Genomic DNA, 22,156 nt, shown 5'->3' with positions numbered 1-22,156 from the left:
TCGGTACGCTCGCCCTGCATCGATGATTGCGTGCACCTCGCATCGTGTCCTGCCGAATGTGCCGCCTCGACCTGCGCGCGTTTCTGGCGGCGGTGCACGCAGCGGCGATCTCGCCACAAGTTTTTCCGACATCGATTGCCGATGCTGCGCCGCATGCCGGTGCGGGCATGGCGGTGTTTGTGTGTTCCCTTTTCATTCCATTCGAGGCGTTCTCCCATGTCCAAGCGTAAACACCCGTTGTCCGTGGCGCTGGGTCTGTTGCTCGGCGTGAGCGCCTCCGCCTGGGCCGGCGGGGTGCCGGCCGGTTTCGAGGATCTGGTGCAGTCGCATCCGGAAATCCTGAGCACCTCGCTGCTGGGCAAGCCGCTGGGCGACTACCCGTTCCAGGTCGATGACGCGCATGTCGTGCTCGCCGACGCGGCGCCGCTGCTGGCGGCGCTGCCGCTGCGCCAGGACCTGGATGCGCAACAGCTGGCCGCGCTGCGCGCGGCGCTGGCCGCGCCATTGCCGCGCAACAGCCAGTTGGCCTGCGACCCGCGGCTCTCCCCGGCCTGCGGCTACCTGCCCGATCCCGACCCGGTCGGGGTCATCTACGACGAAGCCCGGCAGACGCTGGCGCTGTTCGTGCGGCCGGACTGGCTGGCGCGCGCGCAGTGGCATCCGGCGGACGGCTGGTTCACGCCCAGCGCCGACGCGCGCAACGCCCTGGTCCACAGCCAGCAGATCGACGTCAGCGGCGGGCGCGGCTATCGCAGCGTGGCCGTGGACGGGCGCGCCGCGCTGGGCGTGGGCGCGGCCGATTATCTGGGCGTGGACTGGCGCTACCTGAGCAACCACGGCGGCGGCGACGCATCGCAGCGGCTGTCGCTGGACCAGGCGTTCTACCGCCACGACCTGGGGCGCCGCCATTACCTGCAGGCCGGGCGCATGGACGCGGCGGACCTGACCGGGGCGCTGGGCGGCAGCTATGGCTTCCAGATGCTGCCGCAGGGCCTGCTCGACGGCGTGCGCGTGGGCACCACCCAGGCGTACCGCAACGACGATCCCGCCGCGCGGCGGCGTCCGCTGGAGGTGATCCTGCCGCGTCCGGCGCGGGTGGACGCCTATCGCGGCCAGCAGCTGCTGGGCAGCGCCTACCTGGGCGCGGGCATCGTCCAGTTCGGCACCGTCGGCTTCCCGGCGGGCAGTTACCCGGTCACCCTGTGCATCTACGAGGACGGCCGCCTGGCGCGCAGCCAGACCGTGCCGTATTCCACCGGCGCCAGCGCCGGCCAGGCGCGCAGCTGGGAGTGGTTCGCGCAGGCCGGGCGCGTCCGCCGCGACGGCTTCGGCGGCGACGGCGTTGGCGACGGCCGCGGCGTCGCCGCCGAGGCGGCGATCAAGTACAACCTCGACGAAACCCTGAGCGCGGCCCTGGGCATGGCCCGCCAGGACGGGCGCGTGTATGGCGAGGCGCGGCTGGACTGGGCTCATGCCTTCACCCGCAGCCAGGTGAGCGCCGACCTCAGCGCCTACGCCGGCAGCCATGGCGCGCGCGGCGACTCGGCGTTGCTGTCCTGGTATGGCCAGGGGATCGGCGTGAACCTCTCGCATTACCGCTTGGACGCCCCGGACTGCGGGCGGGGGGGGGCCGGGTCCTGCTACGCGAGCCAGTCGGCGACGTTCAGCGCCGCATGGGGCAAGGTGAGCTATGCGCTGGGCTATCGGCAGAGCCGTTCCGCCTACTGGCAGGCGCCCGCCGGGTTTTGGCCGGCCGCCGGCGCCGGCTGGACGCTAGGCGCCGCGCCGTCGCCGCTGCCGGGCCAGGACTGGGACGTGCCGGCGTGGACGCGCGAGCGCAGCCTGCTGCGCAGCCTCAGCCTGTCGGCCAACCGCAGCTGGCGGATCGGTCCGGTCGATCTGCTGGCCAACGCCAGCGTGTACCGCGCCCGCGAGTCCGGCGGCGTGGACCGCGGCGGCTACCTGACCGTGACCGCGTCGCGCTACCGCAACGACAGCACCAACCAGCGCAGCGTGCTGGATCGCGCCAACCTGCGCTGGGAGCGCGGCGGCAACGCCGCCAGGGGCGCCGGTTACGACTACAGCCAGACGCGCACCTGGGACGCCGGCGACTACCGCCAGCTGGAAGTCCACCTGGCCGGCGGCGGCGGGGCGCAGTCCGCCGGCGTCAGCGGCATCGTCGATGGCCGCTGGGGCGACGTCGCCGCCACCGTCAACGACTACTACAGCGCCGGCGAGCACACGCCCGCGTTCAGCGGCAGCTACGCCTCCACGCTGGCGATCGGCCGCCAGGGCGTGTTCGTGGGGCGCGACCCGCTGCGCAGCTCGCTGCCGGCCGCGGTCGGCTTCACGCTCGATGCGCCGGCCGATCCCGGCGATGCCGACGACAGGGCGCAGGTGGACCTGAGCGCCATGCAGGGGCGCCAGCGCCTGCGCCAGGGGCAGCATCTGCTGCTGCGCGCCGACAGCTACCGGACCTTCAGGACGCATATCGGCGAGCCGGAGGCGGTGACCAGCCAGACCATGCAGCTGGGTGGCGGCACCGGCGACTTCGACTGGTTCCTGTTGCCGGGCAAGCTCGCCGTGCACACGCTCGATGCGCGGGTGCTGCATACCTACCTCGGCACGCTGCAGGTGCATGGCGAGCATCTGCTCGACGGCGGCTATGTGCTCAATGGCGAGGTGCCGCCGATCGGCGACGGCGGCCTGTTCATGGGCGAGCTGGATCGCGTGCCGGACGCCCTGTACGTGATCAAGCAGGGCGAACTGTACCGCTGCCCGGTGCGGGTCCAGGACCTGCACGCGATGGTGCGCAACATCGGCGTGGTCCAATGCGAGGCGTCCAGCAAGCGCGCCGTTCCCGCGTCGCTGCTGCGCGAGCCGCGCGCCCAGCGCGTGTTGCAGTTGATGCCGATCGCCCGCGCCGATTGAGCGCCGCCGGCAGGACGGTCCCGGGCGCTGCCGGGGCGATGGCGGCGGCGCCGGCATGGCCGCGGGCGACGCCATCGCCGGCGCGCCGTGCAGGCGCGTCGGGCCGCCGATTCCGCCGGGCACGCCCGCGCCCGGCGCGATGCGCTCCGGTTCGGAGTGGGCGCTGGCCGCCGAATGCTTGCGTGGCCGCATGCCCGGCGCGCCCGCGCAGTTCGGCGGGCGCCGGCGGCGCCGCGTCTCAGCCCTTGTCCGGCTTGAGCAGTTCCAGCACCGCTTCGCGGCGCCGTGCCGGCAGATTGCGGTAGCGGGTCAGCAGCGCCTTCTCGTGCGCATCGTGCGCCTGCAGCACGTAGTCCGCGGACGCATCGTGGACGCGCGCAGCGCCCTGCACCTGGCCGCAGATCAGTTCGTCCAACGAGCGCTTGAGCACGCCGCGCAGATTCGGCAACAGGCGGAAGCCCGGCGTCTCGCGATCGTTCTCCCAGGCCGACACCGACGACTTGGTCACGCCCAGCGCGAACCCCAGTTGTTCCTGGGTCAGCCCCGCGGCCTTCCTGGCTTCGCGCAAGCGGTCGCCGAAGCTTTTCATCGCGGTGGGCCTTGCGCAGACGGGGCCTACCAAGATATGGAGCATCCATCGCCTTGTCGTACAGGCACGCTTGACTCTATATGTTCGGAAATCGAATACTCTGGCGGTACGGGTCGCGTCGATGCGTGATGGTTCGCATGGCGGACAGGGACGACCAGGAGGGCGGCGATGCTGTGTCCATTATCGATCGCGGTGCCTGCGATGGCGGCAACGGCGCCCCGGTGCGGCGCGGTCCCGCACCAGGCAGCGGGAGCCGTTGGAGCCAGGCATGCGGTCGCGCCGCAGGGTGCGGCATGCCCACCTACGAAGTGAAGCTGCGGCGTGTCGGGCAACTGGAGCCGGCGCTGTACGTGCTGGTGCATGCCGCCAATGCGTACCTGGCCGCACGCGCCGCCGAGCGCCACAATCCGGGCCATCGGGCCTACATGGTGGCGGTGTGGGTCGGCGGCGTGCGCGTGGACATCGGCGCCTTCCGGCGGCGGGACCGCTGAGTCGGGCCGTCGCGATGCGCGGCGCGCCGTGCGCGGCACGGCGGCCAGTGCCGTGCCTGCCGCCGCGGCGCCATCCGGCACGCGGCGCCGCGGCCGGTGGCGCGCAGACGACAAAAAACCCGCCGAAGCGGGTTTTTCTTTAACTGCTTGACTGCTTTCGCTGTATCGATGGTGCCCAGGAGAGGACTCGAACCTCCACGAAGTCGCCCCCGCTAGCACCTGAAGCTAGTGCGTCTACCAATTCCGCCACCTGGGCGATACAGGCCGGGGATTTTGTCGGTTGCGCACGCCGCTGTCAAGCGGCGCTTTTCATGCGCATGCCGGCCTGCGCGCGCCGTGCCGGCGGCGCGCGCAACGCCGGCCTTCAGTGGGGGGCGGTGAAGTGCAGGCCCTGGTCGATCGCGCAGCGGTAGCCAAGCGTGGCGCCGATCTGCTGGTAGCCGGGCAGGGCGAACACCGCCATGGTGAAGTCGATGCTGCCGTCCGGGCGCACCTGGTAGCGCAGGAACTGCTGGATCGGCTTGCCGTCGCGGCCCACGGTGAAGTGCTCGTCGGCGAAGGACAGGGTGCCGTCGGCGATCACCCGGTATGCGCCGATGCGCAGGCCGCCGCGGGTCTGGGTCGGGGTGGCGCCGGCGGAAGCGGGCGTGCACTGGCTCAGGTCGACCGCGACCGCCACAGTCGCGCCGGTGTCCAGCGCGCGTTCGATCTCGGCGAGCGAATGGAGCGGCGTGGCGGCACTGGCAGGATGGGCGAAGGCGAGCAGCGAGGCGGCGAGCAGCGAGGCGGGTAGGGACGTCATTGGGGAGCTCCGGAGCGTGGGGGGACGAGGGGGATTCGCCGCATGCACGCTAATCCTTTGCGATGCGCGGTCAACCGACAAAATCGCGATTCCCCGGTTGCATCACAGCGCTTGTTCGAAGCAGGTCCGGTGCCCGCGCCATGGATCCGACATTGTGCGAAATTGTGCGCGGCAGGCGCGGTTTTGCGCCGACTGCGCGCCGGCCCTGCACGCCGCCGCCAACGCACGATCGGCGCTTTCCCGCGATCGGCAATCGCGATCGGCAATGATGTGTCGTGCCTCGCGTGCCTCGACGCCTTGCGTGGGCGGCGATCGCGATCGAGCGTACCGCTGCCGATACGGGGGGGCGGTCCCGGCGAGCGCGGTGAAACGGTGGCTGCAGGGCATCACCGATGGCGGGAATGCGTGGAGTGCATGGCGCGTCCGGATCGCCTTCGGCTTCGCCGCGATCGCCGCCATCCCGCAGGCATGCTCGGCCGGGATTGACGGAAACGCCGTGCGCGCTCGCCGCCGCGCCGCCGCGCCGCCGCCGGCGGCTTGACGCGCGCCGGCGTTGACAACGGCGCGCGCCGCCCGCAAAATTCGCGGCCTTCAGCGCCCAGGTGGCGGAATTGGTAGACGCACTAGCTTCAGGTGCTAGCGGGGGCAACTTCGTGGAGGTTCGAGTCCTCTCCTGGGCACCACATGCAGCAACGCGGGAGCGCTGAACTCCCGCAACGACCGGCCCGCCGACGCGGGCCTCGTCGTTTCTGGAGGAGACCTCGCGGCCCGTGGCTGCACGGGTTGGCCTGCGTTGGCGGCCCAGCGAGTACCATGGGCGCATGACCAACAGAAAAAGCAAGTCCGGCAAATCCGGCAAGCCCGCATCCCACGACGCCCCCGCCGGCAAGGCCGCCGCCCCGGCCGCTGCGCCGCCGCCGAAGAAATCCAAGCTGCCGTCGTGGATGCCCAGCCTGCCCAGTTTCCTGCGGCGCAGCCCCAAGCCGCCGCTGCAACCGCTGCATCCGCCCGAACCCAGGTCCGCGCCGTCGCGCAAGCCGGCCGCCGTCGCCGATCCGTTCGCCGCGCGCGAGGCCCAGCGCTATGCCGAGCCGATCGCCAGCCGCGAGGCGATCCTGCAACTGCTCGACCGCTGCGACGGCCCGCAGACGCTGGAGGAACTGGCCGCGCAGCTCGGCCTGACCGAGCCTTCGCGCACGGAGGCGCTGAGCAAGCGCCTGGGCGCGATGCTGCGCGAGGCGCAGCTGGTGCAGAACCGCCGCGGCGGCTATGCGCCGGTGCAGCAGACCAACCTGATCCCCGGCGTGGTGATCGCCAATCCCGACGGCTTCGGCTTCCTGCGTCCGGACGAGGGCGGCGACGACCTGTTCCTGCCGCCCTACGAGATGCGCAAGGTGCTGCATGGCGACCGCGCGCTGGCCAACGTCACCGGCATCGACCGCCGCGGTCGCCGCGAAGGCAGCATCGCACGGGTGCTGGAGCGCGGCCTGAGCCGACTGATCGGCCGCTTCAGCATGGAGGGCGGCATCGCCTACGTGGCGCCGGACGACAAGCGCATCCAGCGCAACGTGCAGATCCCGCCGGATGCGACGGGCGAGGCGCGCGACGGCCAGCTGGTGGTGTGCGAACTCACCTCCACGCCGGACGGGCGCCGCCCGCCGATCGGCAAGATCATCGCCGTGCTCGGCGACAAGCTGACCCCGTCGCTGGTGGTGGAGACCGCGATCCACGGCCGCGAATTGCCCTACGAATTCCCGCAGGCGGTGCTCGACGAAGCCGCGGCGGTGCCGCTGACGGTGGAGCCGGCGGCGATCGAGGGCCGCGTGGACCTGCGGCAGACGCCGCTGCTGACCATCGACGGCGCCGACGCCAAGGATTTCGACGACGCGGTGTTCTGCGAACCGAACGCGGACGGCTTCCGCCTGGTGGTGGCGATCGCCGACGTGTCGCACTACGTGCGTCCGGGCACGCCGCTGGACGTGGAGGCGGTCCGCCGCGCGACCTCGGTGTACTTCCCCGGTTTCGTGGTGCCGATGCTGCCGGAGACGCTGTCCAACGGCATCTGCTCGCTCAACCCCAAGGTCGACCGCATGTGCTTCGTCTGCGACATGCAGATCGACCGCCAGGGCGAGGCGACCGGCGCGCGCTTCTACGAGGCGGTGATGAACTCGCACGCGCGCCTCACCTACGAGCAGGTGTGGCAGGCGGTGGGCGAGAAAGACGAGCAGGTGCGCAAGAACGTGGCCGCGGTGCTGCCGCAGCTTGAGCGCCTGTACCAGCTCTACCATGTGCTGGCCAAGGCGCGTGCGCGCCGCGGCGCGATCGAGTTCGAGACCTCGGAAGTGCGCTTCGTGCTCGACAACACCGGCGAGGTGGCCCAGGCCGGCATGCTGGTGCGCAACGATGCGCACAAGCTGATCGAGGAATGCATGATCGCCGCCAACGTGGCCGCGGCGCGGCACCTGCTGGAGGCGCGTGTCCCGGCGCCGTACCGCGTGCACGAGCGGCCGCCGGAGTCCAAGTACGCCGACCTGCTGGAGTTCCTGAAGGAGTTCAAGCTGAGTCTGCCGCCGTGGAACAAGGTGGCGCCGGGCGACTACACCAAGCTGCTGAAGAAGGTGCGCGAGCGCCCTGACGCGGCGTTGCTGGAGTCGGTGCTGCTGCGCAGCCAGAGCATGGCGGTGTACTCGCCGGACAACGCCGGCCATTTCGGCCTGGCGCTGCAGGCGTACGCGCACTTCACCTCGCCGATCCGCCGCTATCCGGACCTGCTGGTGCACCGCGCGATCAAGTACGCGCTGACCCGCGGCGCGCCGGACAAGTCCCTGTATTCGCCGCGCCAGATGGCGGCGCTGGCGCTGCAGTGCTCCGAGCGCGAGCGCCGCGCCGACGAGGCCGAGCGCGAGGTCGACGAGCGCTACCGCGCGGCGTGGATGGAAAAGCACGTCGGCGGCCAGTTCGACGGCGTGGTCAGCGGCGTCACCAGCTTCGGCCTGTTCGTGGAGCTGGACCAGTCCAAGGTCAACGGCCTGATCCACGTGACCCAGCTGCCGCAGGACTATTACCAGTTCGACGCGGTGCGCAAGACCCTGTCCGGCGAGCGCCGCGGTCGCCAGTTCCGGCTCGGCGACCGGGTCCGCATCCTGGTGCTGAAGGCCAGCATGGAAGAGCGCAAGATCGACTTCCGCCTGGTCGAGGAGGGCGAGCCGATGACCGATATGCCCCCGCCGCCGGAACGCGGCCAGCCGGCCAAGCGCAAGAAAAAGAAGTACTGACGGCGCAGCGTCGCGGCGGCCCGCTTGGCGGCCGCCGCGATCGTTCGTCCCCTGCGCGCAGCGCATGGGGCGCTGCCTGCGCGATGCGGTTCGCAGCGGAGAGCAGACATGGAGCATGACGACTACAGCGGCGGTTGCCAGTGCGGTGCGGTGCGCTTCCGGGTGCGCGGCCGGCTCGACGACGCCTCGATCTGCCATTGCCGGATGTGCCAGAAGGCGTTCGGCGCCTACTACGCGCCGCTGGTGTCCACGCGCGGCGCGGAACTGGTGTGGACGCGTGGCGCGCCGAAGCATTTCCAATCTTCCAACCTGGTGCGGCGCGGCTTTTGCGCCGACTGCGGCACGCCGCTGACCTACGAGGCGCCGGACGGCGTCGCCGTGGCCGCCGGTGCGTTCGACGCTCCGGCGGCGTTGCCGCCGCGGATCCAGTACGGGCTGGAAGGCAAGCTGCCGTTCGTGGACGGCCTGCACCGGTTGCCGTCGATCCGCACCGAAGCCGACCTGGACGCGGCGCCGTTCCTGGCGCAGCTGGTGTCGCACCAGCATCCGGACCACGACACCGAGCGCTGGCCCGGCTGAGCCGGCTGCGGCCGGAACCCGGCAAACCGGTCGCGGCCGGCACTGCGGCGCAGGCGATGTGACGCGAGCGCCGGCAACGCCTACCATTCCCGCCTTCCTTCCTCGCAGCCCTCGCCTCATGAGCAAGCAGAACCAGTGGATCGTCGGCGTCAACGCCGTGGCGTCGTCGATCGAGAACGACGCCGACAACGTGCGCGAGGTACTGGTCGAGGCGGGCAGCAAGAACCCGCGGCTGCTGGAGATCGAGGAGAACGCGCGGCGCAAGGGCATCGAGGTGCGGCGGGTGAACACCCAGGCGCTGGACGGGGTCGGCGGCTCGGTGCGGCACCAGGGCGTGGCCGCGCGCTATGCGGCGGCGCGCACCTGGGGCGAGAACGAGCTGGAGGGCCTGATCGCCGCCGCCGAGGGCCGCGCGCTGCTGCTGGTGCTCGACGCGGTGCAGGATCCGCACAACCTCGGCGCCTGCCTGCGCAGCGCCGCGGCGGCCGGCGCCACCGCGGTGGTGATCCCGAAGGACAAGTCGGCGCCGGTCAACGCCACCGTGCGCAAGACCTCGGCCGGCGCCGCCGACCGCATCCCGATCGTGGCGGTCACCAACCTGGCGCGCTGCCTGCGCGACCTGCAGAAGCAGGGCGTGTGGATCTACGGCCTGGTCGGCGAGGCGCAGACCTCGCTGTACGCGCAGGACCTGCGCGGCAATGTCGCGCTGGTGCTGGGCGGCGAATCCGACGGCCTGCGCCGGCTGACCCGCGAGCATTGCGATGGCCTGGTCGGGATCCCGATGCCGGGCGACATCGAGAGCCTCAACGTGTCGGTGGCGACCGGGGTGACCCTGTTCGAGGCGGTGCGGCAGCGCATGGGGTGAAGCGCTGCGCGCGTGCGCATGCGTGTCGCGGAGTTCCGACGGTGTCGGTCTTGCCAGGTCTGACGCTGCATTCGTCGCGACGCATGGCCCAAGGCCACCCGGAGTCGCTGCCACAGTGACTTGTGGCGCGCTGGCTGGGTGCGCTGTAGGAGGGGGCTTCAGCCCATAAGCGCTAACCTTTGCCCAACGTGGTGGCGAACTTCCGACCTTATGGGAGACGAGCAAGCACAGGTTCAATGGGATAAGGGCTGGTGGGATCTGGGCGATCTGGAGACGGACCGGCCAGCGTGGGAAGTGGTGGAGCGCCTGCTTCCAGCGGGCTGGGAGCGGGCTGCACGTGATTGCCGCGCCATGGTGCGCCGCCATGGCAGCATCAGTTCGGCGTCGATGTTGCTGAGGGTGCTGTTGATTCGTTCCTGATTCCCCACCAGTCGCATCCCTTGATCCAGGCGTCTGCAAAGCTGCATCTGTCTGATCCACAACAGGCCGGGGCCATGGGGAGGAAAAAGCACCTGATCCGGTTCCAGGCGGGCCTGAGTCTGCCGGCGTTTCTGGAGCGCTACGGCCAGCAGGCGCCATGCCGACAGGCATTGTTCGCGCAACGATGGCCCCAGGGGCTGGTCTGCCCTGCCTGCGGGCATCGCCGTCATTGCCGCCGGCATGGCCGCGATGTGTTCCAGCGCCATCGCGGCAAGCACCCGACCTCGCTCCCCCCCCTGGCACGGTACTGGCCGACGCCAAACTGCCGCCGCGGACCTGATTCTTGGCCATGTCCCTGCTCGCCCAGCACAAGAAGGGCCTCTCGGCCCTGGCCTTGCGCCGGCAACTGGGCGGCGGCGACAACACCGCCTGGTTGCTCAAGCACAACCTGATGCAGGTCTATGGTCGAGCGCGATGCCGACCGGCCCTTGCAAGGCGATATCCGGTTGCACCACGCCTACCGGGGCGGCGAGCGTCGCGGACAGGGCCGCGGCCGGGCCAGTCCGGGCAAGACGCCCTTCGTGGCGGCCGTGCAGTGCAGCCCTGAAGGCCATCCGATCGCCATGCGCATGGACCGGCTGGCCGGTTTCCGCACAACCCACCTGGCCGCTTGGGCCAATCGCGCGCTGCTGCCCGGTAGCCGCGGGGCGTCCGACCGGCTGCGCAGCGTTGCGGCGATTACCCAGGCCCGCTGCCTGCGCACGGCCATCGTCACCGGCAGCGGGGGGGCCGACCGAGCCGGCCTTGGCCTGGGTCAATACCTTAGCTGGGCAACGTCAAAAGCGCCTTGCATGGCACCTATCATGCACGGCGGCCCAAGGACCTGCAGCGCTGCCTGTCCGAATTGTGCTGCCGCTTCAACCGGCCCTTGGACTTGGCCGCCATGGTGCGGCGATGGATCTTCGCGGCGGGGCCTACGCCACCGCTGCCGTATCCAAGGGCAACGCCGGATGCATGATGTGGGGAATCAGGAACGACTTTGAACAGGCTCTGAGCTGGTCGCGCCTGGCCTGGCGCAGGGTCAGTTCCGCGTCTGCTGCGCGTCCAGCCAGGTGCGCAGGTCGGTGGCGCCACTGCGGTAGCGGACTTCGTACATGCGCTCCACGTCGCGCGCGGCGTCGAAGGATTGCTGCGCCGACGCCACCTGCGTTTGCGACTGGACACGCGCCGACAAGGTGTTGGCCGCCGAGCGTGATGCCGACGGTGCGCTCAGCGTGCGCATGCGCGTCCGCGGTCCTGACATCGCCGAGGGCGCGTTGGAGACGGTGTTCGCCCCGTTCGTGCGGCTGGAGACCTCGCGCTCGCGCCAGACCGGCGGCGCCGGCCTGGGCCTGACCATCGCCCGCGCGCTGGCCGAGAAGGACGGCGCCGCGCTGCGCCTGCGCAACCTGCGCGAAGGCTGCACTGGCCGGCGCCACCGCGCCGGGGCTGAGCGCAGTGGGCTGGGCGCGCGCGGCGCCGCACCCGCGACGGTGGATCGTCCCTGCCGTCATGCGCGTCGTTGGCGTGCCCGGCCAGGGGAAGAATCCAGGCCCAGCGATGCCGACCTGGACCGATCGCTAAGCTTGTTCGGCCGACAGCGATCCCAGGCTGAAGCCTGAAATGGCATTTATCTTGCCGCGCCAAAGCACGCCGCGGTTGTTCGGCACGGGCTGGCCGGCAAGAGAGAAGCAGCGCGAATCGATCAAGTGAACGAACTGCGGAGGAGACGTGGCTTGCTGGTCTTCCGCAGCGTCGTAGATGGTGGCATGGCTGGCAAAGGCTTGGCGAATGCTCTCCTTGCCTTCGGCATCGCCGGGGTAGGCGGCGGAAAATTCTTGCGCGAATGTTTCGAAATATTTTTTCCCGCCGACCAGCAGGCCGGAAACAATGGCCCCTTCGACGAATAGCGTGATGCCGAACTGCACGGCCGAGGTATTGACGATCGTGACGAGCTTCTGCAAGTACCAATCGACGCTCTGGCCGTCGAACGACAGTTTGATCTCTTCCGAGTTGGATTGCCTTTCATCTCGATTGGCCATGCGATTCTCCTTGTTGGAAGGGCTGACGCCCGAGTCATTCGTGCCGGGACGCGGTGTCGGCGTGCATCGGAGGCTGGGCGGCCAGTGGCCGAACCGACGGGATGTCGCAAACGTGCGCTTCGGCACCGTTGCCGCGGCCGAGTGTGCCACAAGTTGCGGGACGCGGAGTGCACGGCCATGCCGGGCGCGGGGCGGCGCCGCGCGCCGATACGATGAACGCGCTGCTCAACTCGGACGATGCGCTGCGAGCGCGATCTGACTCGGCTGTGCCGAGATGTGTCCGCGCAAGCACCTTCGATCCCGCTTGACGCCCGACGCTGCGTGCGTGCCGCGGGCCGGCGCAGCGCAGCTGCATTTTCGGGATGGCCGGCCCCGGCCGCGCGAGGCGCGTTCAGCCGATCAGCGGCGCCGGCCAGGCGTTGGCGATCCTGCAGAACAGGCGCGCGGTCTGCTCGGTGTCGTAGACCGCGCTGTGCGCGTCGGCGGCGTTCCAGTCGAAGCCGGCCGCCTGTACCGCGCGCGCCAGCACGGTCTGTCCGTAGGCGATGCCGGCCAGGGTCACGGTGTCGAATACGCTGAAGGGGTGGAACGGGTTGCGCTTGTGGCCGCAGCGCGCCACCGTGGCGTTGAGGAAGTTCAGGTCGAAGTGGGCGTTGTGCCCGACCAGGATCGCGCGCTGACAGCCGTACTTCTTCACCGCCGTGCGCACCGGCGCGAACAGGTGGTCCAGCGCCTCGCGTTCCGGCTTGGCGAAGCGGAACGGATGGTCGAGGATGATGCCGGTGACTTCCAGCGACTTCGGGTCGATGGCGGTGCCGGGCGCCGGCACCACGTGCGCGCTGGTAGTGGCGCCGGGATGCAGCCGGCCGAAATCGTCCATCTCGATCGGTACCGCGGCGATCTCCAGCAGCGCATGCCGGTTCCAGTCGAAACCGCCGGTCTCCACGTCCACCACCACCGGCAGATAGCCGCGGAAACGCCGCGACATCGGGGTGATGGCAAGCGGCTGGGAGGGGCTGTCGAGGGGATCGTTCATCCGCAAAGGGTAGCAGAGCGCCGCTAAACGCCGGCCGCGGCAGTCCGCGGTGCGGTGACTGGGGAATGCCGGGAATGCAGGCGCCGGAGGGCGTCGAGGCGGCGGCCCGACCGCGGCAGGCGCTGCTGCCGGGCGCCATGGCGGCCGCTCCCGACCGCGGCGTGCGCCTGCCGATTCAGCGGCTTCCCGCGTCGCGACGGGAGGTGCCCGTGCAACTGGCCGCATGCGCCGCGCTGCGCGGGTCAGGCGGCCGGCGAGTGCCGAGGACGCTGTCTTGTTCGCGCAGGCGCTCGAGCAGCGCGGCGCCTTCCTGCAGTAGCGCGCCGGCGTCGCTGCCGTGCTCGGCGGCCAGGCGCAGCAGCAGCGTGCGGCGGCTGTGCCGGGCATCGTGCAGCAGCGCCAGCAGTCGGTAGGCCAGCGGCGCCAGTTCGGCGAAGCGCACCTGGCCGTCGGCGTCGCGGCGTGCCAGCAGACAGGTCGGCCGTGGCGGCGCCTCGCCCGGCCGCCGCGCAGGACCGATGCGCTGCACCGGCCAGCGGTAGCGCAGCAGGCGCAGCCATGGCGACAGCTGCGCAACGCCGTCGAGCAGGTCGCCGCGGGCATCGTGCGGCGGCAGCGCGGCATTGTCGATCCGTACCTCCAGCTCCACCGTCTCGTAGTGCGCCAGTTCGGCCAGCCAGGGCCGTTGCGGATCGGTGGCGCGTTGTTGCAGGAAGCGCACGAACTCGCCGCCCATCCGCGGGAACAGCGGCGTGCGCGCCCGGTGTTCGGCGCAGAACGCGCGCAGCAGCGCTTGCCACGCGGCATCGCCCACGCTCGCGCGCAAGACCAGGAAATGCGCGGCGAGCAGCTGCGCGATGTTGTCGAAGCACAGCGCGCGGTACACCGCCAGGCGCCGCGGCTCATGTCCGCCGGCGGCGCATGCCGCTGCCGATCGCGCAGGTGCAGGGCCAGCGCCAGCTGTTGTGCGTGCAGCGGCTCAGTCATGCGCCGCCGCCTGCGCCGCCGGCATGGCCCGCGCCTGCGCGTCGCGGATGCGCTGCAGCTCGTGCAGCAACTCGGGCAGCGGTGGGAACTGGCTGTCGCGTTCCAGCAGGCTCGGGCGCACGCCGTGCAGGCGGTAGGCGGCGTCGAGCAGTTGCCAGACGTCGGCCGCCACCGCCGCACCATGGGTGTCGATCTTCAGCGCGCTGGCGGCATCGTCGTGATGCCCGGCGACGTGGTGCCAGACGATGCGCGCGCTCGGTATCGCGGCGAGGAAGGCCAGGGCATCGTCGCCATGGTTGGCGGCATTGACGCAGACGTTGTTGACGTCCAGCAGCAGGTCGCAGTCGGCTTCGGCCAGGACCGTGGCGACGAACTCGGCCTCGCTCAGCGCCTGGCCCGGCGCGGCGTAGTAGGACACGTTCTCCACCGCGATGCGCCGGCCCAGCGCATTCTGCGCCTGGGCGATGCGCGCGCCCGCATGGCGCACCGCCGCGTCGGTGAACGCCAACGGCAGCAATTCGTAGAGCCGCCCAGCGTCGGCGCTGTAGTTCAGGTGTTCGCTGTACAGCGCGGCCCGGTGCCGTTCCAGGAACTGCCGGGTCTGCCGCAACAGCAGCGTATCCAGCGGCGCCATGCGGCCGAGCGACAGCGACAGGCCATGGCAGCTGAGCGGATGGCGCGCGGCCCGCGTGTCCAGCATCGCGCCCAGGCGGCCGCCGACGCCGATCCAGTTGTCCGGCGCGCACTTCAGAAAGTCGAACGCCGCTGGCGGCGCCTGCAGCAGCTCCGGCAGCAGGCGGCGGCGCAGGCCGACGGCGCTCGCCGCCGCCAACGGCTGTGGCGAGCAATCGGCCGCCGCCACCGCACGTGCCTTCGCCGCACTTGCCTTCGGCCATCGCCTTGTCCTCGCGCTGCGCGGCGGCGGCGGAAGCGTCCGCCTTGGCCGGCGTGGCGTCCTACGCGCGGCCGCCGCGCGTGCCTGCGGCCGCCTTGGCGTCGCCGGCAGCGGCGGCCTTGGCTTTGGTCTCGGTGTCGGCCTGGGGCTGCTGGGCTGGCGTTGCGGCCGCGCTGGGCGCAGGCGCGGCCTGCGCGCCGAGCGCATAGCCCTGGGCCAGTTCGGTCACCGCCAGCGCGGAAGCGGGCATGCCGGGCCCGCCGAGCAGGACGGCGCCGGCAAGGACGGGGGACGGACGCGAAGGAATGGACATACAGGCTCTCCAGGTGGGGCGGACGTGGCGCCGGCGTCGCCACGCCGACGGTGAGCGCCAAGCGTATCCGCTGCCGCGGCCCGCTGTATGCGGCGCAGCGCCGCGCAAAAAAAGCCCCGCCGAAGCGGGACCTTGTCTGCGGCGTGCGCCGACGTCAGCGGCTGTGGGCGATGGCGCTGGTAATGAGCTCGGTGGCGACGGCGATCGGCACGTACGGGTCGTCGATCCGGCGCCATTCGTGGCCACGCGGCGGTGCCTTCAGGCCGTGCCTGCGGTAGTCCGGCATGTGGTCGCTGCGCTCGCTCACCGCCAGGCGCTTGCCGCGCTGGTGGCGGCGCGGGTCGTCGTGGCGATCGGGATGGCGTGCCTGCTGCGGGCCATGGTCGTCGCGCTGGTTCTTGCGCTGCCTGTGCGGGTCGCGATCGTGGTCGTCCTGGCCGGCGGCGAATGCGCCGCCGCAGGCCTGCAGCGACAGTGCGAGGACCGAACCGACGATGCGCTTCATATGTGTCTTGGGTGGTCGGTGGAGAGCGGCTCCACGGGACCGACAGGCTAGCTGTCGGTCGATGAATTTTCGTTAAAATCCCTAGGATATTCAGTGGATTGCATGTATCGATAGGGGTGCCGCATCTCCGCTGCGTCGAGGCCGCGTGAGTCCGTGGCTAGAGGCCGGCGGTGGTGCTGGTCTCGTCGCGCTTGTCGCGCGGCGGCAACGGCTGGTCGCCGTGCACCAAGAACCATACGTTCTCGGCGATGTTGGTGGCATGGTCGCCGATCCGTTCCAGGTTCTTGGCCATGAACAGCAGATGCGTGCACGGGGTGATGTTGCGCGGATCCTCCATCATGTAGGTCAACAGCTCGCGGAACAGCGCGGTGTACTGCGCGTCCAGCAGCGCATCGCCCTGGCGGATCCGCAGTGCCGCGTCGGCATCGCCACTGCGGTAGGCGGCCAGCGCTTCGCGCACCTGCTGCGCGGCCAGCATGCCCAGCTGGCGCAGGCCCAGCGTATGCGGCATCGGCGGCGACATGTTCAGCGTGATCGAGCGCTTGGCCACGTTGGCGGCGTAGTCGCCGATACGCTCGATGTCGGCCGGGATGCGCAGGCCGGCCAGGATCTCGCGCAGGTCGCGCGCCATCGGCCCGCGCAGCGCCAGGCGCATCACGTCGTGGCTGATCGAATGCTCGAGCGCGTCGATCGCCTCGTCGTTGACGACGATGCGCAGCGCGGCGTTGTCGTCGCGGCGCTCGACCACGTCCAGTGCCGCCTCCAACTGCGCCACCGCGGTCTCGCCCATGCGCACGATCTCGGCGACCAGGCGCTGTTGTTCTTCATCGTAGCTCTTCACGATGTGTTCATTGGGCTGGTTGTTCATCAGGTATCCCTTGTCGATCAGCCGAAGCGGCCGGTGATGTAGTCTTCGGTCTGCTGCTTGCTGGGCTGCGAGAAGATGATTTCGGTGCGGTCGTGCTCGATCAGGTCGCCCAGATACATGAAGGCGGTGTAGTCGGACACGCGCGCGGCCTGCTGCATGTTGTGGGTGACGATGACGATGGTGTAGTCGTTCTTCAGTTCCTCGACCAGCTGCTCGATGCGGCTGGTGGAGATGGGATCCAATGCCGAGGTCGGCTCGTCGAGCAGCAGTACGTCCGGGCGCAGCGCCACCGCGCGGGCGATGCACAGGCGCTGCTGCTGGCCGCCGGACAGGCCCAGCGCGCTCTGCCCGAGCTTGTCCTTGACCTCGTCCCACAGCGCGCCCTGGCGCAGCGCCTGCTCGACGCGGCCGGCCATGTCGGCCTTGGACAGCTTCTCGTGGTGGCGGATGCCGTAGGCGACGTTCTCGAAGATGGTCATCGGGAACGGCACCGGCTTCTGGAACACCATGCCGACCTTGCTGCGCAGGCGGTTCATCGGGTACTTCGGCGAGAGGATGTCCTCGCCGTCCAGCAGCACTTCGCCGCGCGCCTCCTGCTTGGGATACAGCGCATAGATGCGGTTGAAGATGCGCAGCAGGGTCGACTTGCCGCAGCCGGACGGGCCGATCAGCGCGGTGACGCGCTTTTCCGGAACTTCCAGGTCGATGCCCTTCAGCGCGTGGTACTTGTCGTAGTGGAAATCCAGGCCGCGCGCGGCCACCTTGACCGGCGACGGCGCCAGCGCGGTGTGCCCGATGGGCATGGCGATGCGATGCATCGGTGCGGCGGCGTTGCGGTGATCGTTCATGGCCGGTTCCATAGGAAATCAATCGTTGGAGGTCTTGTAGCGCCGCAGCAGGCCGCGCGCGCCGAGGCTGACCAGCAGCACGAACGCGGTGAGCACCAGCGCGCCGGACCAGGCCAGCAGCTGCCAGCTCGGGTAGGGGCTGCCGGCGAAGGAGTTCATCACCACCGGTACGCTCGCCATCGGTTGCATCACGTTGTTGTTCCAGTACTGGTTGCCGAACGCGGTGAACAGCAGCGGGGCGGTCTCGCCGCTGATCCGCGCCAGCGCCAGCAGCACGCCGGTGACGATGCCGGCCGAGGCGCTGCGGTACAGCACCTGCATCGTCACCTTCCATTGCGGGATGCCCAGCGACAGCGCCGCTTCGCGCATCTGCCCCGGCACCAGGCGCAGCATCTCGTCGGTGGTGCGCACCACCACCGGCAGCACGATGAAGGCCAGCGCCAGCGCGCCGGCCATCGCCGAGAAGCGCCCGCCGGTCTGCATCACGTACAGCGTGTACACGAACAGGCCGAGCACGATCGACGGCGCCGACAGCAGGATGTCGTTGACGAAGCGCACCACCTGGCCGGTCTTGCGCGCATTGCCGTATTCGGCCAGCCAGGTGCCGGCGGCCACGCCCAGCGGGGTGCCGATCAGCAGCGCCAGGCCGCACATCACCGCGCTGCCGAAGAACGCGTTGGCCAGGCCGCCTTCCCCGCCCGGCGGCGGGGTCATGCGGGTGAACAGGTCCGGACCGATGCCGGCGATGCCCTTGGCCAGCAGCGTCCACAGGATCCAGCCCAGGAACCCCAGCCCGAACAGTGCGGTGAGGCAGGACAGCAGCAGCGCGAAGAGGTTGACCACGCGGCGGCGGTTGTACAGGTGCTCTGCGACGTTGGCGGCCATGTCAGTTGCCCTCTCGGCGCGACAGCTGCTGCAGCATCAGGCGGGCGATCGCCAGCACCACGAAGGTGACGATGAACAGCACGAAGCCCAGCAGCAGCAGCGCCGAGCGGTAAGTTTCCGTCGCCTCGCCGAAATCGTTGGCGATCAGCGCGGCGATGGTGGTGCCCGGTTCCAGCAGCGACGGCGACAGCCGCACCGTGTTGCCGACCACGAACGCCACCGCCATGGTCTCGCCAAGGGCGCGGCCCAGGCCGAGGAAGATGCCGCCGATCACCGCCGAGCGGGTGTACGGCAGCACGATGTCCCAGCTCACTTCCCAGCGCGTGGAACCCAGCGCGTAGGCCGATTCCTTCAGCCGCGTCGGCACGGTCAGGAACACTTCGCGCATCACCGAGGAGATGAACGGGATCACCATGATCGCCAGCACGAAGCCGGCGGTGAGCAGGCCGATGCCCAGCGGCGGGCCCTGGAACATCGGGCCGATCAGCGGCAGGGTGCCCAGGTGGTCGTTGAGCCATGGCGTGACGTATTCGGTCATCACCGGCACCAGCACGAACAGACCCCACATACCGTAGATGATCGACGGGATGCCGGCCAGCAGTTCGATCGCGGTCCCGACCGGGCCGCGCAGCCAGCGCGGCGCCACTTCGGTGAGGAAAAAGGCGATGCCGAAGCTCACCGGCACCGCGATCAGCATCGCGATCAGCGCGGTGACCAGGGTGCCGTAGATCGGCGCCAGCGCGCCGTACTTGTTCTCCACCGGATTCCATTCGCTGGAATAGAAGAAGCTCAGGCCCTGCATCTGCAGGGCATGGCGGCCGCCCCACAGCATCGACAGCGCCGCGCCGGTCAGCGCGATGAGGACGAATACGACGGTGGCGGTGAGCGTCCAGCGGAACAGGCGGTCGGCACGGGCATCGCGCAGGTCGCGTCCGCGCGGCGCCGTTATCGCTTCGGGAATGGCAGTGGCGTTCATGGGCTCGGTTTTCGCCGGATCGCGCGGCGGCGCGATCCAATCGTGGCCGTCGCGGGGATAGGCCGCGCGCGGAGGGTGGCTGCGTCGCTCCCGCGCTGGCGGGAACCCGGAAGTCGGCGTGTTACGTGGTGCCGCCAGTCGCATGCCCGGCACGCGACCGCGCCCGCGCGGACGCCTGCGCCGGCGCTGCTGCGCTTAATTATTTGAACTCCTTGCCCCAGTAAGCCTCGATCTGCTGCACCAGCTCCGGCGGCAGCGGCACGTAGTGCAGATCGCTGGCCTGCGACTGGCCCTTCTCGAACGCCCACTTGAAGAACTCCAGGGTGGCCTTGCTGCGCGCCGGGTCCTTGGCCTGCTTGTGCATCAGCATGAAGTTGGTGGCGGTGATCGGCCATGCCTGCGCGCCGGCGGCATTGGTGATGATCAGGTTGAAGTCCTTGGCGTTGGACCAGTCCGCCGACGCGGCGGCGGCGGCGAAGCTGTCGGCGTTGGGCTGGACCCAGTTGCCGGCGGCATTCTGCAGCGACGCGTACGGCATCTTGTTCTGCAGCGCGTAGGCCAGTTCGACGTAGCCGATCGAGCCCTTGATCTGCTGCACGTACGAGGCCACGCCCTCGTTGCCCTTGCCGCCGACGCCGCCCGGCCACTGCACGGAGGTGCCTTCGCCAACCTTGCTCTTCCACTCCGGGCTGACCTTGGACAGGTAGTTGGTGAAGTTGAAGCTGGTGCCCGAGCCGTCGGAGCGGTGCACCAGGTTGATCTTGCCGCCGGGCAGGGGCGTGCCGGGATTGAGTGCGGCGATCGCTGGATCGTTCCAGGTGGTGACCTTGCCGAGGAAGATGTCGGCGAGCAGCGTGCCGGTCAGCTTCAGCTTGCCCGCTGCCATGCCCTCCAGATTGACCACCGGCACCACGCCGCCGATCGCCGAAGGGAACTGGCCGAGGCCGGCCTGGGCCAGCTCTTCGCTGGACAGCGGCTTGTCGGAGGAACCGAAATCGACCGTGCCGGCCTTGATCTGGGCGATGCCGCCGCCGGAACCGATCGACTGGTAGTTGATCTTGTTGCCGGTGGCGCTGTGGTAGTCGGCCGACCACTTGGACACCAGCGGATAGATGAAAGAGGCGCCGGCGCCGGAGATCTCCGCGGCGGTCCTGGCGCCGTCGGCGGGAGCGGCCGCGGGCGCGCCGCCTGCCGCATCGGCCGTCTCCTGCGGCTTGTCGCCATTGCCGGGCTGGCAGGCAGTGACGGCGAAGGCGAGGGCCAGGGTCAGGGCGGCAAAGCGTGCCGGCTGCAGGTTCATGGGTCACTCCGTAGCGAAGGGGGCCGATCGATCCGGCGGATGCAGGTTATGAAATGATGTTTTTGTTACATCCTCATGACGGCGTCGTCCATGCGTGAAATTCATCAAGAAAAACAGCGGTTTGTGCATAGCTGCCGGTGGTGCCGGGCGGGCCGCGGCGGGAGGGCGACGCGGCGCGGCGCGCGGTTCGGCCCGCCCGTCCCGCCGGCATTGGCTTGCGGCATCCGGCCCCGCGCCTGTTCTTGCCGCGCCCCGGCCGCTTCCGTGCGCCGCTCATGCCAGGCACGGAGCCCCTTCTGCCGATGGAAGCAGAAAAAACGCGGGCCCCGTGTGCAGGGCCCGCGTCCAAGCAGCGATCGGTGGAGCGTGCCGGTCAGTACTTCAGGTTGGCGCTCCAGTAGGCGTCGATCTGCTTGACCAGCGCGTCCGGCAGCGGCACGTAGTCCAACTGCTTGGCCTGCGCGTCGCCATTGGCGTACATCCACTTGAAGAAGTCCTTGGCGGCCTTGGCGCCGGCCGGGTTCTTCGGTTGCTTGTGGACCAGGATGAAGTTGGTCGCGGTGATCGGCCACGAGGCCTCGCCCGGTGCATTGGTCATTACCAGGTAGAAGTCCTTGGCGCCGGCCCAGTCGGCGCTGGCGGCCGCGGCGGCGAAGCTCTCGTCGCTGGGCTGCACGAACTTGCCGGCGGCGTTCTTCATCGCGGTGTAGGACATCCTGTTCTGCAATGCATAGGACAGTTCGACGTAGCCAATGCCGCCCCTGATTTGCTTGACGTAGGCGGCCACGCCCTCGTTGCCCTTGCCGCCGATGCCGATCGGCCACTGCACCGAGGTGCCTTCGCCGACCTTGCTCTTCCAGTCGGCATTGACCTTGGACAGGTAGTTGGTGAAGTTGAAACTGGTGCCCGAGCCGTCTGAGCGATGCACCACGGTGATCTTGGCGTCGGGCAGCTTCAGCCCCGGATTCAGGCCGGCGATCGCTGGGTCGTTCCAGGTCTTGACCTTGCCCAGGAAGATGTCGGCCAGGGTCTTGCCGTCCAGCTTCAGCGCGCCCGGAGCGACGCCCTGCACGTTGACCACCGGCACCACGCCGCCGATCACCGACGGGAACTGGGCCAGGCCGGACGCGGCCAGCTCGTCCGGTTTGAGCGGCGCGTCGGAGGACCCGAAGTCGACCGTCGCCGCCTTGATCTGGGCGATGCCGCCACCGGAACCGATCGACTGGTAGTTGACCTTCTTGCCGGTGGCGGCGTTGTAGTCGGCCGACCACTTGGACATGACCGGGTAGATGAAGGAGGCGCCGGCGCCGGTGACGTCGGCGGCATTGGCGGCGAACACGAACGACGCGGCGACGGCGGCGGCGGCGACGCGGGACTTGAGCGAGAGGATCACGGAGTAGGCTCCTGGAGAGTGATGTGCGGGGCGCCGCAGACGGCCATTGCATAACCGTTCGATGACGGCGCCGGGTCTGGTGCATGACGGAAACATGATGCGGTGCGGCGGTGCGGC

The 22,156-nt window shown here is 69.8% G+C and carries 23 protein-coding genes, 2 tRNA genes and 2 pseudogenes; 11 read left to right on the top strand and 16 right to left on the bottom strand.

The features are described from left to right. The first annotated feature begins 56 nt into the window (after positions 1 to 56). The gene (locus G4Q83_RS13175) at positions 57 to 230 is read left to right on the top strand and encodes a hypothetical protein (protein WP_158254947.1); all 174 of its coding nucleotides are present in this window, start codon (positions 57 to 59) and stop codon (positions 228 to 230) included. Beyond that, positions 217 to 2,931, top strand: coding sequence for a TcfC E-set like domain-containing protein (locus tag G4Q83_RS13170; protein ID WP_128418545.1), 2,715 nt, complete (start codon positions 217 to 219; stop codon positions 2,929 to 2,931). The genes G4Q83_RS13175 and G4Q83_RS13170 overlap by 14 nt, the downstream gene beginning before the upstream one ends. Before the next feature lie 238 nt (positions 2,932 to 3,169). Here the strand turns inward: G4Q83_RS13170 and G4Q83_RS13165 are convergent, their stop codons facing one another. Then, positions 3,170 to 3,520 carry a helix-turn-helix domain-containing protein gene (locus G4Q83_RS13165; protein WP_128418544.1) on the bottom strand — a complete coding sequence of 117 codons (351 nt, stop codon included), beginning with the start codon at positions 3,518 to 3,520 and terminating at the stop codon, positions 3,170 to 3,172. Positions 3,521 to 3,813: 293 nt separating this feature from the next. On the opposite strand from G4Q83_RS13165, the gene G4Q83_RS13160 reads away from it, so the two are divergent. Beyond that, positions 3,814 to 4,011, top strand: a complete 198-nt coding sequence (locus tag G4Q83_RS13160; RefSeq protein WP_128418543.1) for a hypothetical protein — start codon at positions 3,814 to 3,816, stop codon at positions 4,009 to 4,011. A gap of 169 nt (positions 4,012 to 4,180) precedes the next feature. Here G4Q83_RS13160 and G4Q83_RS13155 read toward each other — a convergent pair. Beyond that, positions 4,181 to 4,267: transfer RNA gene (locus G4Q83_RS13155), tRNA-Leu, on the bottom strand. A 108-nt stretch (positions 4,268 to 4,375) separates the two neighbouring features. Beyond that, positions 4,376 to 4,813 (bottom strand): VirK family protein, encoded by a 438-nt coding sequence (locus G4Q83_RS13150; protein WP_128418542.1) that lies wholly within the window; start codon positions 4,811 to 4,813, stop codon positions 4,376 to 4,378. Positions 4,814 to 5,177: 364 nt separating this feature from the next. On the opposite strand from G4Q83_RS13150, the gene G4Q83_RS13145 reads away from it, so the two are divergent. The 7 genes and pseudogenes from G4Q83_RS13145 to G4Q83_RS24650 all read left to right on the top strand — a co-directional run bounded on the left by G4Q83_RS13145 (position 5,178) and on the right by G4Q83_RS24650 (position 10,970). Then, positions 5,178 to 5,354 (top strand): hypothetical protein, encoded by a 177-nt coding sequence (locus tag G4Q83_RS13145; protein WP_158254946.1) that lies wholly within the window; start codon positions 5,178 to 5,180, stop codon positions 5,352 to 5,354. A 55-nt stretch (positions 5,355 to 5,409) separates the two neighbouring features. Beyond that, positions 5,410 to 5,496 (top strand) — tRNA-Leu (locus G4Q83_RS13140). A 138-nt stretch (positions 5,497 to 5,634) separates the two neighbouring features. After that, positions 5,635 to 8,088 carry a ribonuclease R gene (gene rnr, locus G4Q83_RS13135; protein WP_386273170.1) on the top strand — a complete coding sequence of 818 codons (2,454 nt, stop codon included), beginning with the start codon at positions 5,635 to 5,637 and terminating at the stop codon, positions 8,086 to 8,088. A gap of 108 nt (positions 8,089 to 8,196) precedes the next feature. Continuing rightward, entirely contained in the window at positions 8,197 to 8,667 is a 471-nt protein-coding gene (locus G4Q83_RS13130; RefSeq protein ID WP_128418541.1) for a GFA family protein, read from the top strand. 118 nt (positions 8,668 to 8,785) lie between these two features. Continuing rightward, positions 8,786 to 9,532, top strand: a complete 747-nt coding sequence (gene rlmB, locus G4Q83_RS13125; RefSeq protein WP_128418540.1) for a 23S rRNA (guanosine(2251)-2'-O)-methyltransferase RlmB — start codon at positions 8,786 to 8,788, stop codon at positions 9,530 to 9,532. A 210-nt stretch (positions 9,533 to 9,742) separates the two neighbouring features. Beyond that, the gene (locus G4Q83_RS13120) at positions 9,743 to 9,952 is read left to right on the top strand and encodes a hypothetical protein (protein ID WP_128418539.1); all 210 of its coding nucleotides are present in this window, start codon (positions 9,743 to 9,745) and stop codon (positions 9,950 to 9,952) included. Positions 9,953 to 10,026: 74 nt separating this feature from the next. Next, a pseudogene (locus G4Q83_RS24650) lies at positions 10,027 to 10,970 on the top strand (IS1595 family transposase). Positions 10,971 to 11,033: 63 nt separating this feature from the next. On the opposite strand, the gene G4Q83_RS23405 reads toward G4Q83_RS24650, so the two are convergent. Continuing rightward, the gene (locus tag G4Q83_RS23405) at positions 11,034 to 11,234 is read right to left on the bottom strand and encodes a TolC family protein (RefSeq protein WP_246432093.1); all 201 of its coding nucleotides are present in this window, start codon (positions 11,232 to 11,234) and stop codon (positions 11,034 to 11,036) included. Between the two features lie 10 nt (positions 11,235 to 11,244). Here G4Q83_RS23405 and G4Q83_RS23400 point away from each other — a divergent pair. Further along, positions 11,245 to 11,412 (top strand): annotated as a pseudogene (locus G4Q83_RS23400) (ATP-binding protein); the annotation flags it as partial. Positions 11,413 to 11,571: 159 nt separating this feature from the next. Here the strand turns inward: G4Q83_RS23400 and gvpU are convergent. From gvpU to pstS (G4Q83_RS13045), 12 genes are all read right to left on the bottom strand, one after another. Next, a complete protein-coding gene (gvpU, locus tag G4Q83_RS13100) occupies positions 11,572 to 12,033 on the bottom strand; it encodes a gas vesicle accessory protein GvpU (RefSeq protein ID WP_128419116.1) in 462 nt (153 codons plus the stop codon). Positions 12,034 to 12,424: 391 nt separating this feature from the next. Beyond that, entirely contained in the window at positions 12,425 to 13,069 is a 645-nt protein-coding gene (gene rnt / locus G4Q83_RS13095) for a ribonuclease T (RefSeq protein WP_170069128.1), read from the bottom strand. Between the two features lie 175 nt (positions 13,070 to 13,244). Then, entirely contained in the window at positions 13,245 to 13,955 is a 711-nt protein-coding gene (locus G4Q83_RS13090) for an HvfC family RiPP maturation protein (protein WP_246432092.1), read from the bottom strand. 93 nt (positions 13,956 to 14,048) lie between these two features. Beyond that, the gene (locus G4Q83_RS13085; RefSeq protein ID WP_128419118.1) at positions 14,049 to 14,918 is read right to left on the bottom strand and encodes an MbnB/TglH/ChrH family RiPP precursor modification enzyme; all 870 of its coding nucleotides are present in this window, start codon (positions 14,916 to 14,918) and stop codon (positions 14,049 to 14,051) included. Between the two features lie 94 nt (positions 14,919 to 15,012). Continuing rightward, a complete protein-coding gene (locus G4Q83_RS13080; RefSeq protein WP_128419119.1) occupies positions 15,013 to 15,264 on the bottom strand; it encodes a hypothetical protein in 252 nt (83 codons plus the stop codon). Positions 15,265 to 15,418: 154 nt separating this feature from the next. Continuing rightward, positions 15,419 to 15,769 carry an RcnB family protein gene (locus G4Q83_RS13075; protein ID WP_128419120.1) on the bottom strand — a complete coding sequence of 117 codons (351 nt, stop codon included), beginning with the start codon at positions 15,767 to 15,769 and terminating at the stop codon, positions 15,419 to 15,421. A gap of 157 nt (positions 15,770 to 15,926) precedes the next feature. Further along, the gene (phoU, locus tag G4Q83_RS13070) at positions 15,927 to 16,637 is read right to left on the bottom strand and encodes a phosphate signaling complex protein PhoU (RefSeq protein ID WP_128419121.1); all 711 of its coding nucleotides are present in this window, start codon (positions 16,635 to 16,637) and stop codon (positions 15,927 to 15,929) included. Positions 16,638 to 16,654: 17 nt separating this feature from the next. Next, entirely contained in the window at positions 16,655 to 17,485 is an 831-nt protein-coding gene (pstB, locus tag G4Q83_RS13065) for a phosphate ABC transporter ATP-binding protein PstB (RefSeq protein ID WP_128419122.1), read from the bottom strand. Positions 17,486 to 17,503: 18 nt separating this feature from the next. Further along, complete coding sequence (pstA, locus tag G4Q83_RS13060; RefSeq protein WP_128419123.1) at positions 17,504 to 18,370, bottom strand: phosphate ABC transporter permease PstA; 867 nt, start codon at positions 18,368 to 18,370, stop codon at positions 17,504 to 17,506. A 1-nt stretch (position 18,371) separates the two neighbouring features. Then, complete coding sequence (pstC, locus tag G4Q83_RS13055; RefSeq protein WP_128419124.1) at positions 18,372 to 19,346, bottom strand: phosphate ABC transporter permease subunit PstC; 975 nt, start codon at positions 19,344 to 19,346, stop codon at positions 18,372 to 18,374. Positions 19,347 to 19,545: 199 nt separating this feature from the next. Then, complete coding sequence (gene pstS / locus G4Q83_RS13050) at positions 19,546 to 20,646, bottom strand: phosphate ABC transporter substrate-binding protein PstS (RefSeq protein ID WP_128419125.1); 1,101 nt, start codon at positions 20,644 to 20,646, stop codon at positions 19,546 to 19,548. A 373-nt stretch (positions 20,647 to 21,019) separates the two neighbouring features. After that, positions 21,020 to 22,039 (bottom strand): phosphate ABC transporter substrate-binding protein PstS, encoded by a 1,020-nt coding sequence (gene pstS, locus G4Q83_RS13045; protein ID WP_185817212.1) that lies wholly within the window; start codon positions 22,037 to 22,039, stop codon positions 21,020 to 21,022. Positions 22,040 to 22,156: the final 117 nt, after the last annotated feature.

Source organism: Xanthomonas theicola (genome assembly GCF_014236795.1).
Lineage (GTDB): Bacteria > Pseudomonadota > Gammaproteobacteria > Xanthomonadales > Xanthomonadaceae > Xanthomonas_A > Xanthomonas_A theicola.
Note: the sequence above shows the minus strand (reverse complement) of the source record. Positions and strands in the feature narration are given on the sequence as shown.

Coding starts and splice junctions, on each gene's coding strand:
- G4Q83_RS13170 (WP_128418545.1), top strand. CDS start 217: ATGTCCAAGCGTAAACACCCGTTGTCCGTGGCGCTGGGTCTGTTGCTC.
- gvpU (WP_128419116.1), bottom strand. CDS start 12,033: ATGGCCAATCGAGATGAAAGGCAATCCAACTCGGAAGAGATCAAACTG.
- pstS (WP_128419125.1), bottom strand. CDS start 20,646: ATGAACCTGCAGCCGGCACGCTTTGCCGCCCTGACCCTGGCCCTCGCC.
- G4Q83_RS13130 (WP_128418541.1), top strand. CDS start 8,197: ATGGAGCATGACGACTACAGCGGCGGTTGCCAGTGCGGTGCGGTGCGC.
- G4Q83_RS13165 (WP_128418544.1), bottom strand. CDS start 3,520: ATGAAAAGCTTCGGCGACCGCTTGCGCGAAGCCAGGAAGGCCGCGGGG.
- pstA (WP_128419123.1), bottom strand. CDS start 18,370: ATGGCCGCCAACGTCGCAGAGCACCTGTACAACCGCCGCCGCGTGGTC.
- G4Q83_RS13120 (WP_128418539.1), top strand. CDS start 9,743: ATGGGAGACGAGCAAGCACAGGTTCAATGGGATAAGGGCTGGTGGGAT.
- rnr (WP_386273170.1), top strand. CDS start 5,635: ATGACCAACAGAAAAAGCAAGTCCGGCAAATCCGGCAAGCCCGCATCC.
- G4Q83_RS13075 (WP_128419120.1), bottom strand. CDS start 15,769: ATGAAGCGCATCGTCGGTTCGGTCCTCGCACTGTCGCTGCAGGCCTGC.
- pstC (WP_128419124.1), bottom strand. CDS start 19,346: ATGAACGCCACTGCCATTCCCGAAGCGATAACGGCGCCGCGCGGACGC.
- G4Q83_RS13160 (WP_128418543.1), top strand. CDS start 3,814: ATGCCCACCTACGAAGTGAAGCTGCGGCGTGTCGGGCAACTGGAGCCG.
- G4Q83_RS13150 (WP_128418542.1), bottom strand. CDS start 4,813: ATGACGTCCCTACCCGCCTCGCTGCTCGCCGCCTCGCTGCTCGCCTTC.
- pstB (WP_128419122.1), bottom strand. CDS start 17,485: ATGAACGATCACCGCAACGCCGCCGCACCGATGCATCGCATCGCCATG.
- G4Q83_RS13080 (WP_128419119.1), bottom strand. CDS start 15,264: ATGTCCATTCCTTCGCGTCCGTCCCCCGTCCTTGCCGGCGCCGTCCTG.
- G4Q83_RS13175 (WP_158254947.1), top strand. CDS start 57: ATGTGCCGCCTCGACCTGCGCGCGTTTCTGGCGGCGGTGCACGCAGCG.
- phoU (WP_128419121.1), bottom strand. CDS start 16,637: ATGAACAACCAGCCCAATGAACACATCGTGAAGAGCTACGATGAAGAA.
- G4Q83_RS23405 (WP_246432093.1), bottom strand. CDS start 11,234: ATGCGCACGCTGAGCGCACCGTCGGCATCACGCTCGGCGGCCAACACC.
- rnt (WP_170069128.1), bottom strand. CDS start 13,069: ATGAACGATCCCCTCGACAGCCCCTCCCAGCCGCTTGCCATCACCCCG.
- rlmB (WP_128418540.1), top strand. CDS start 8,786: ATGAGCAAGCAGAACCAGTGGATCGTCGGCGTCAACGCCGTGGCGTCG.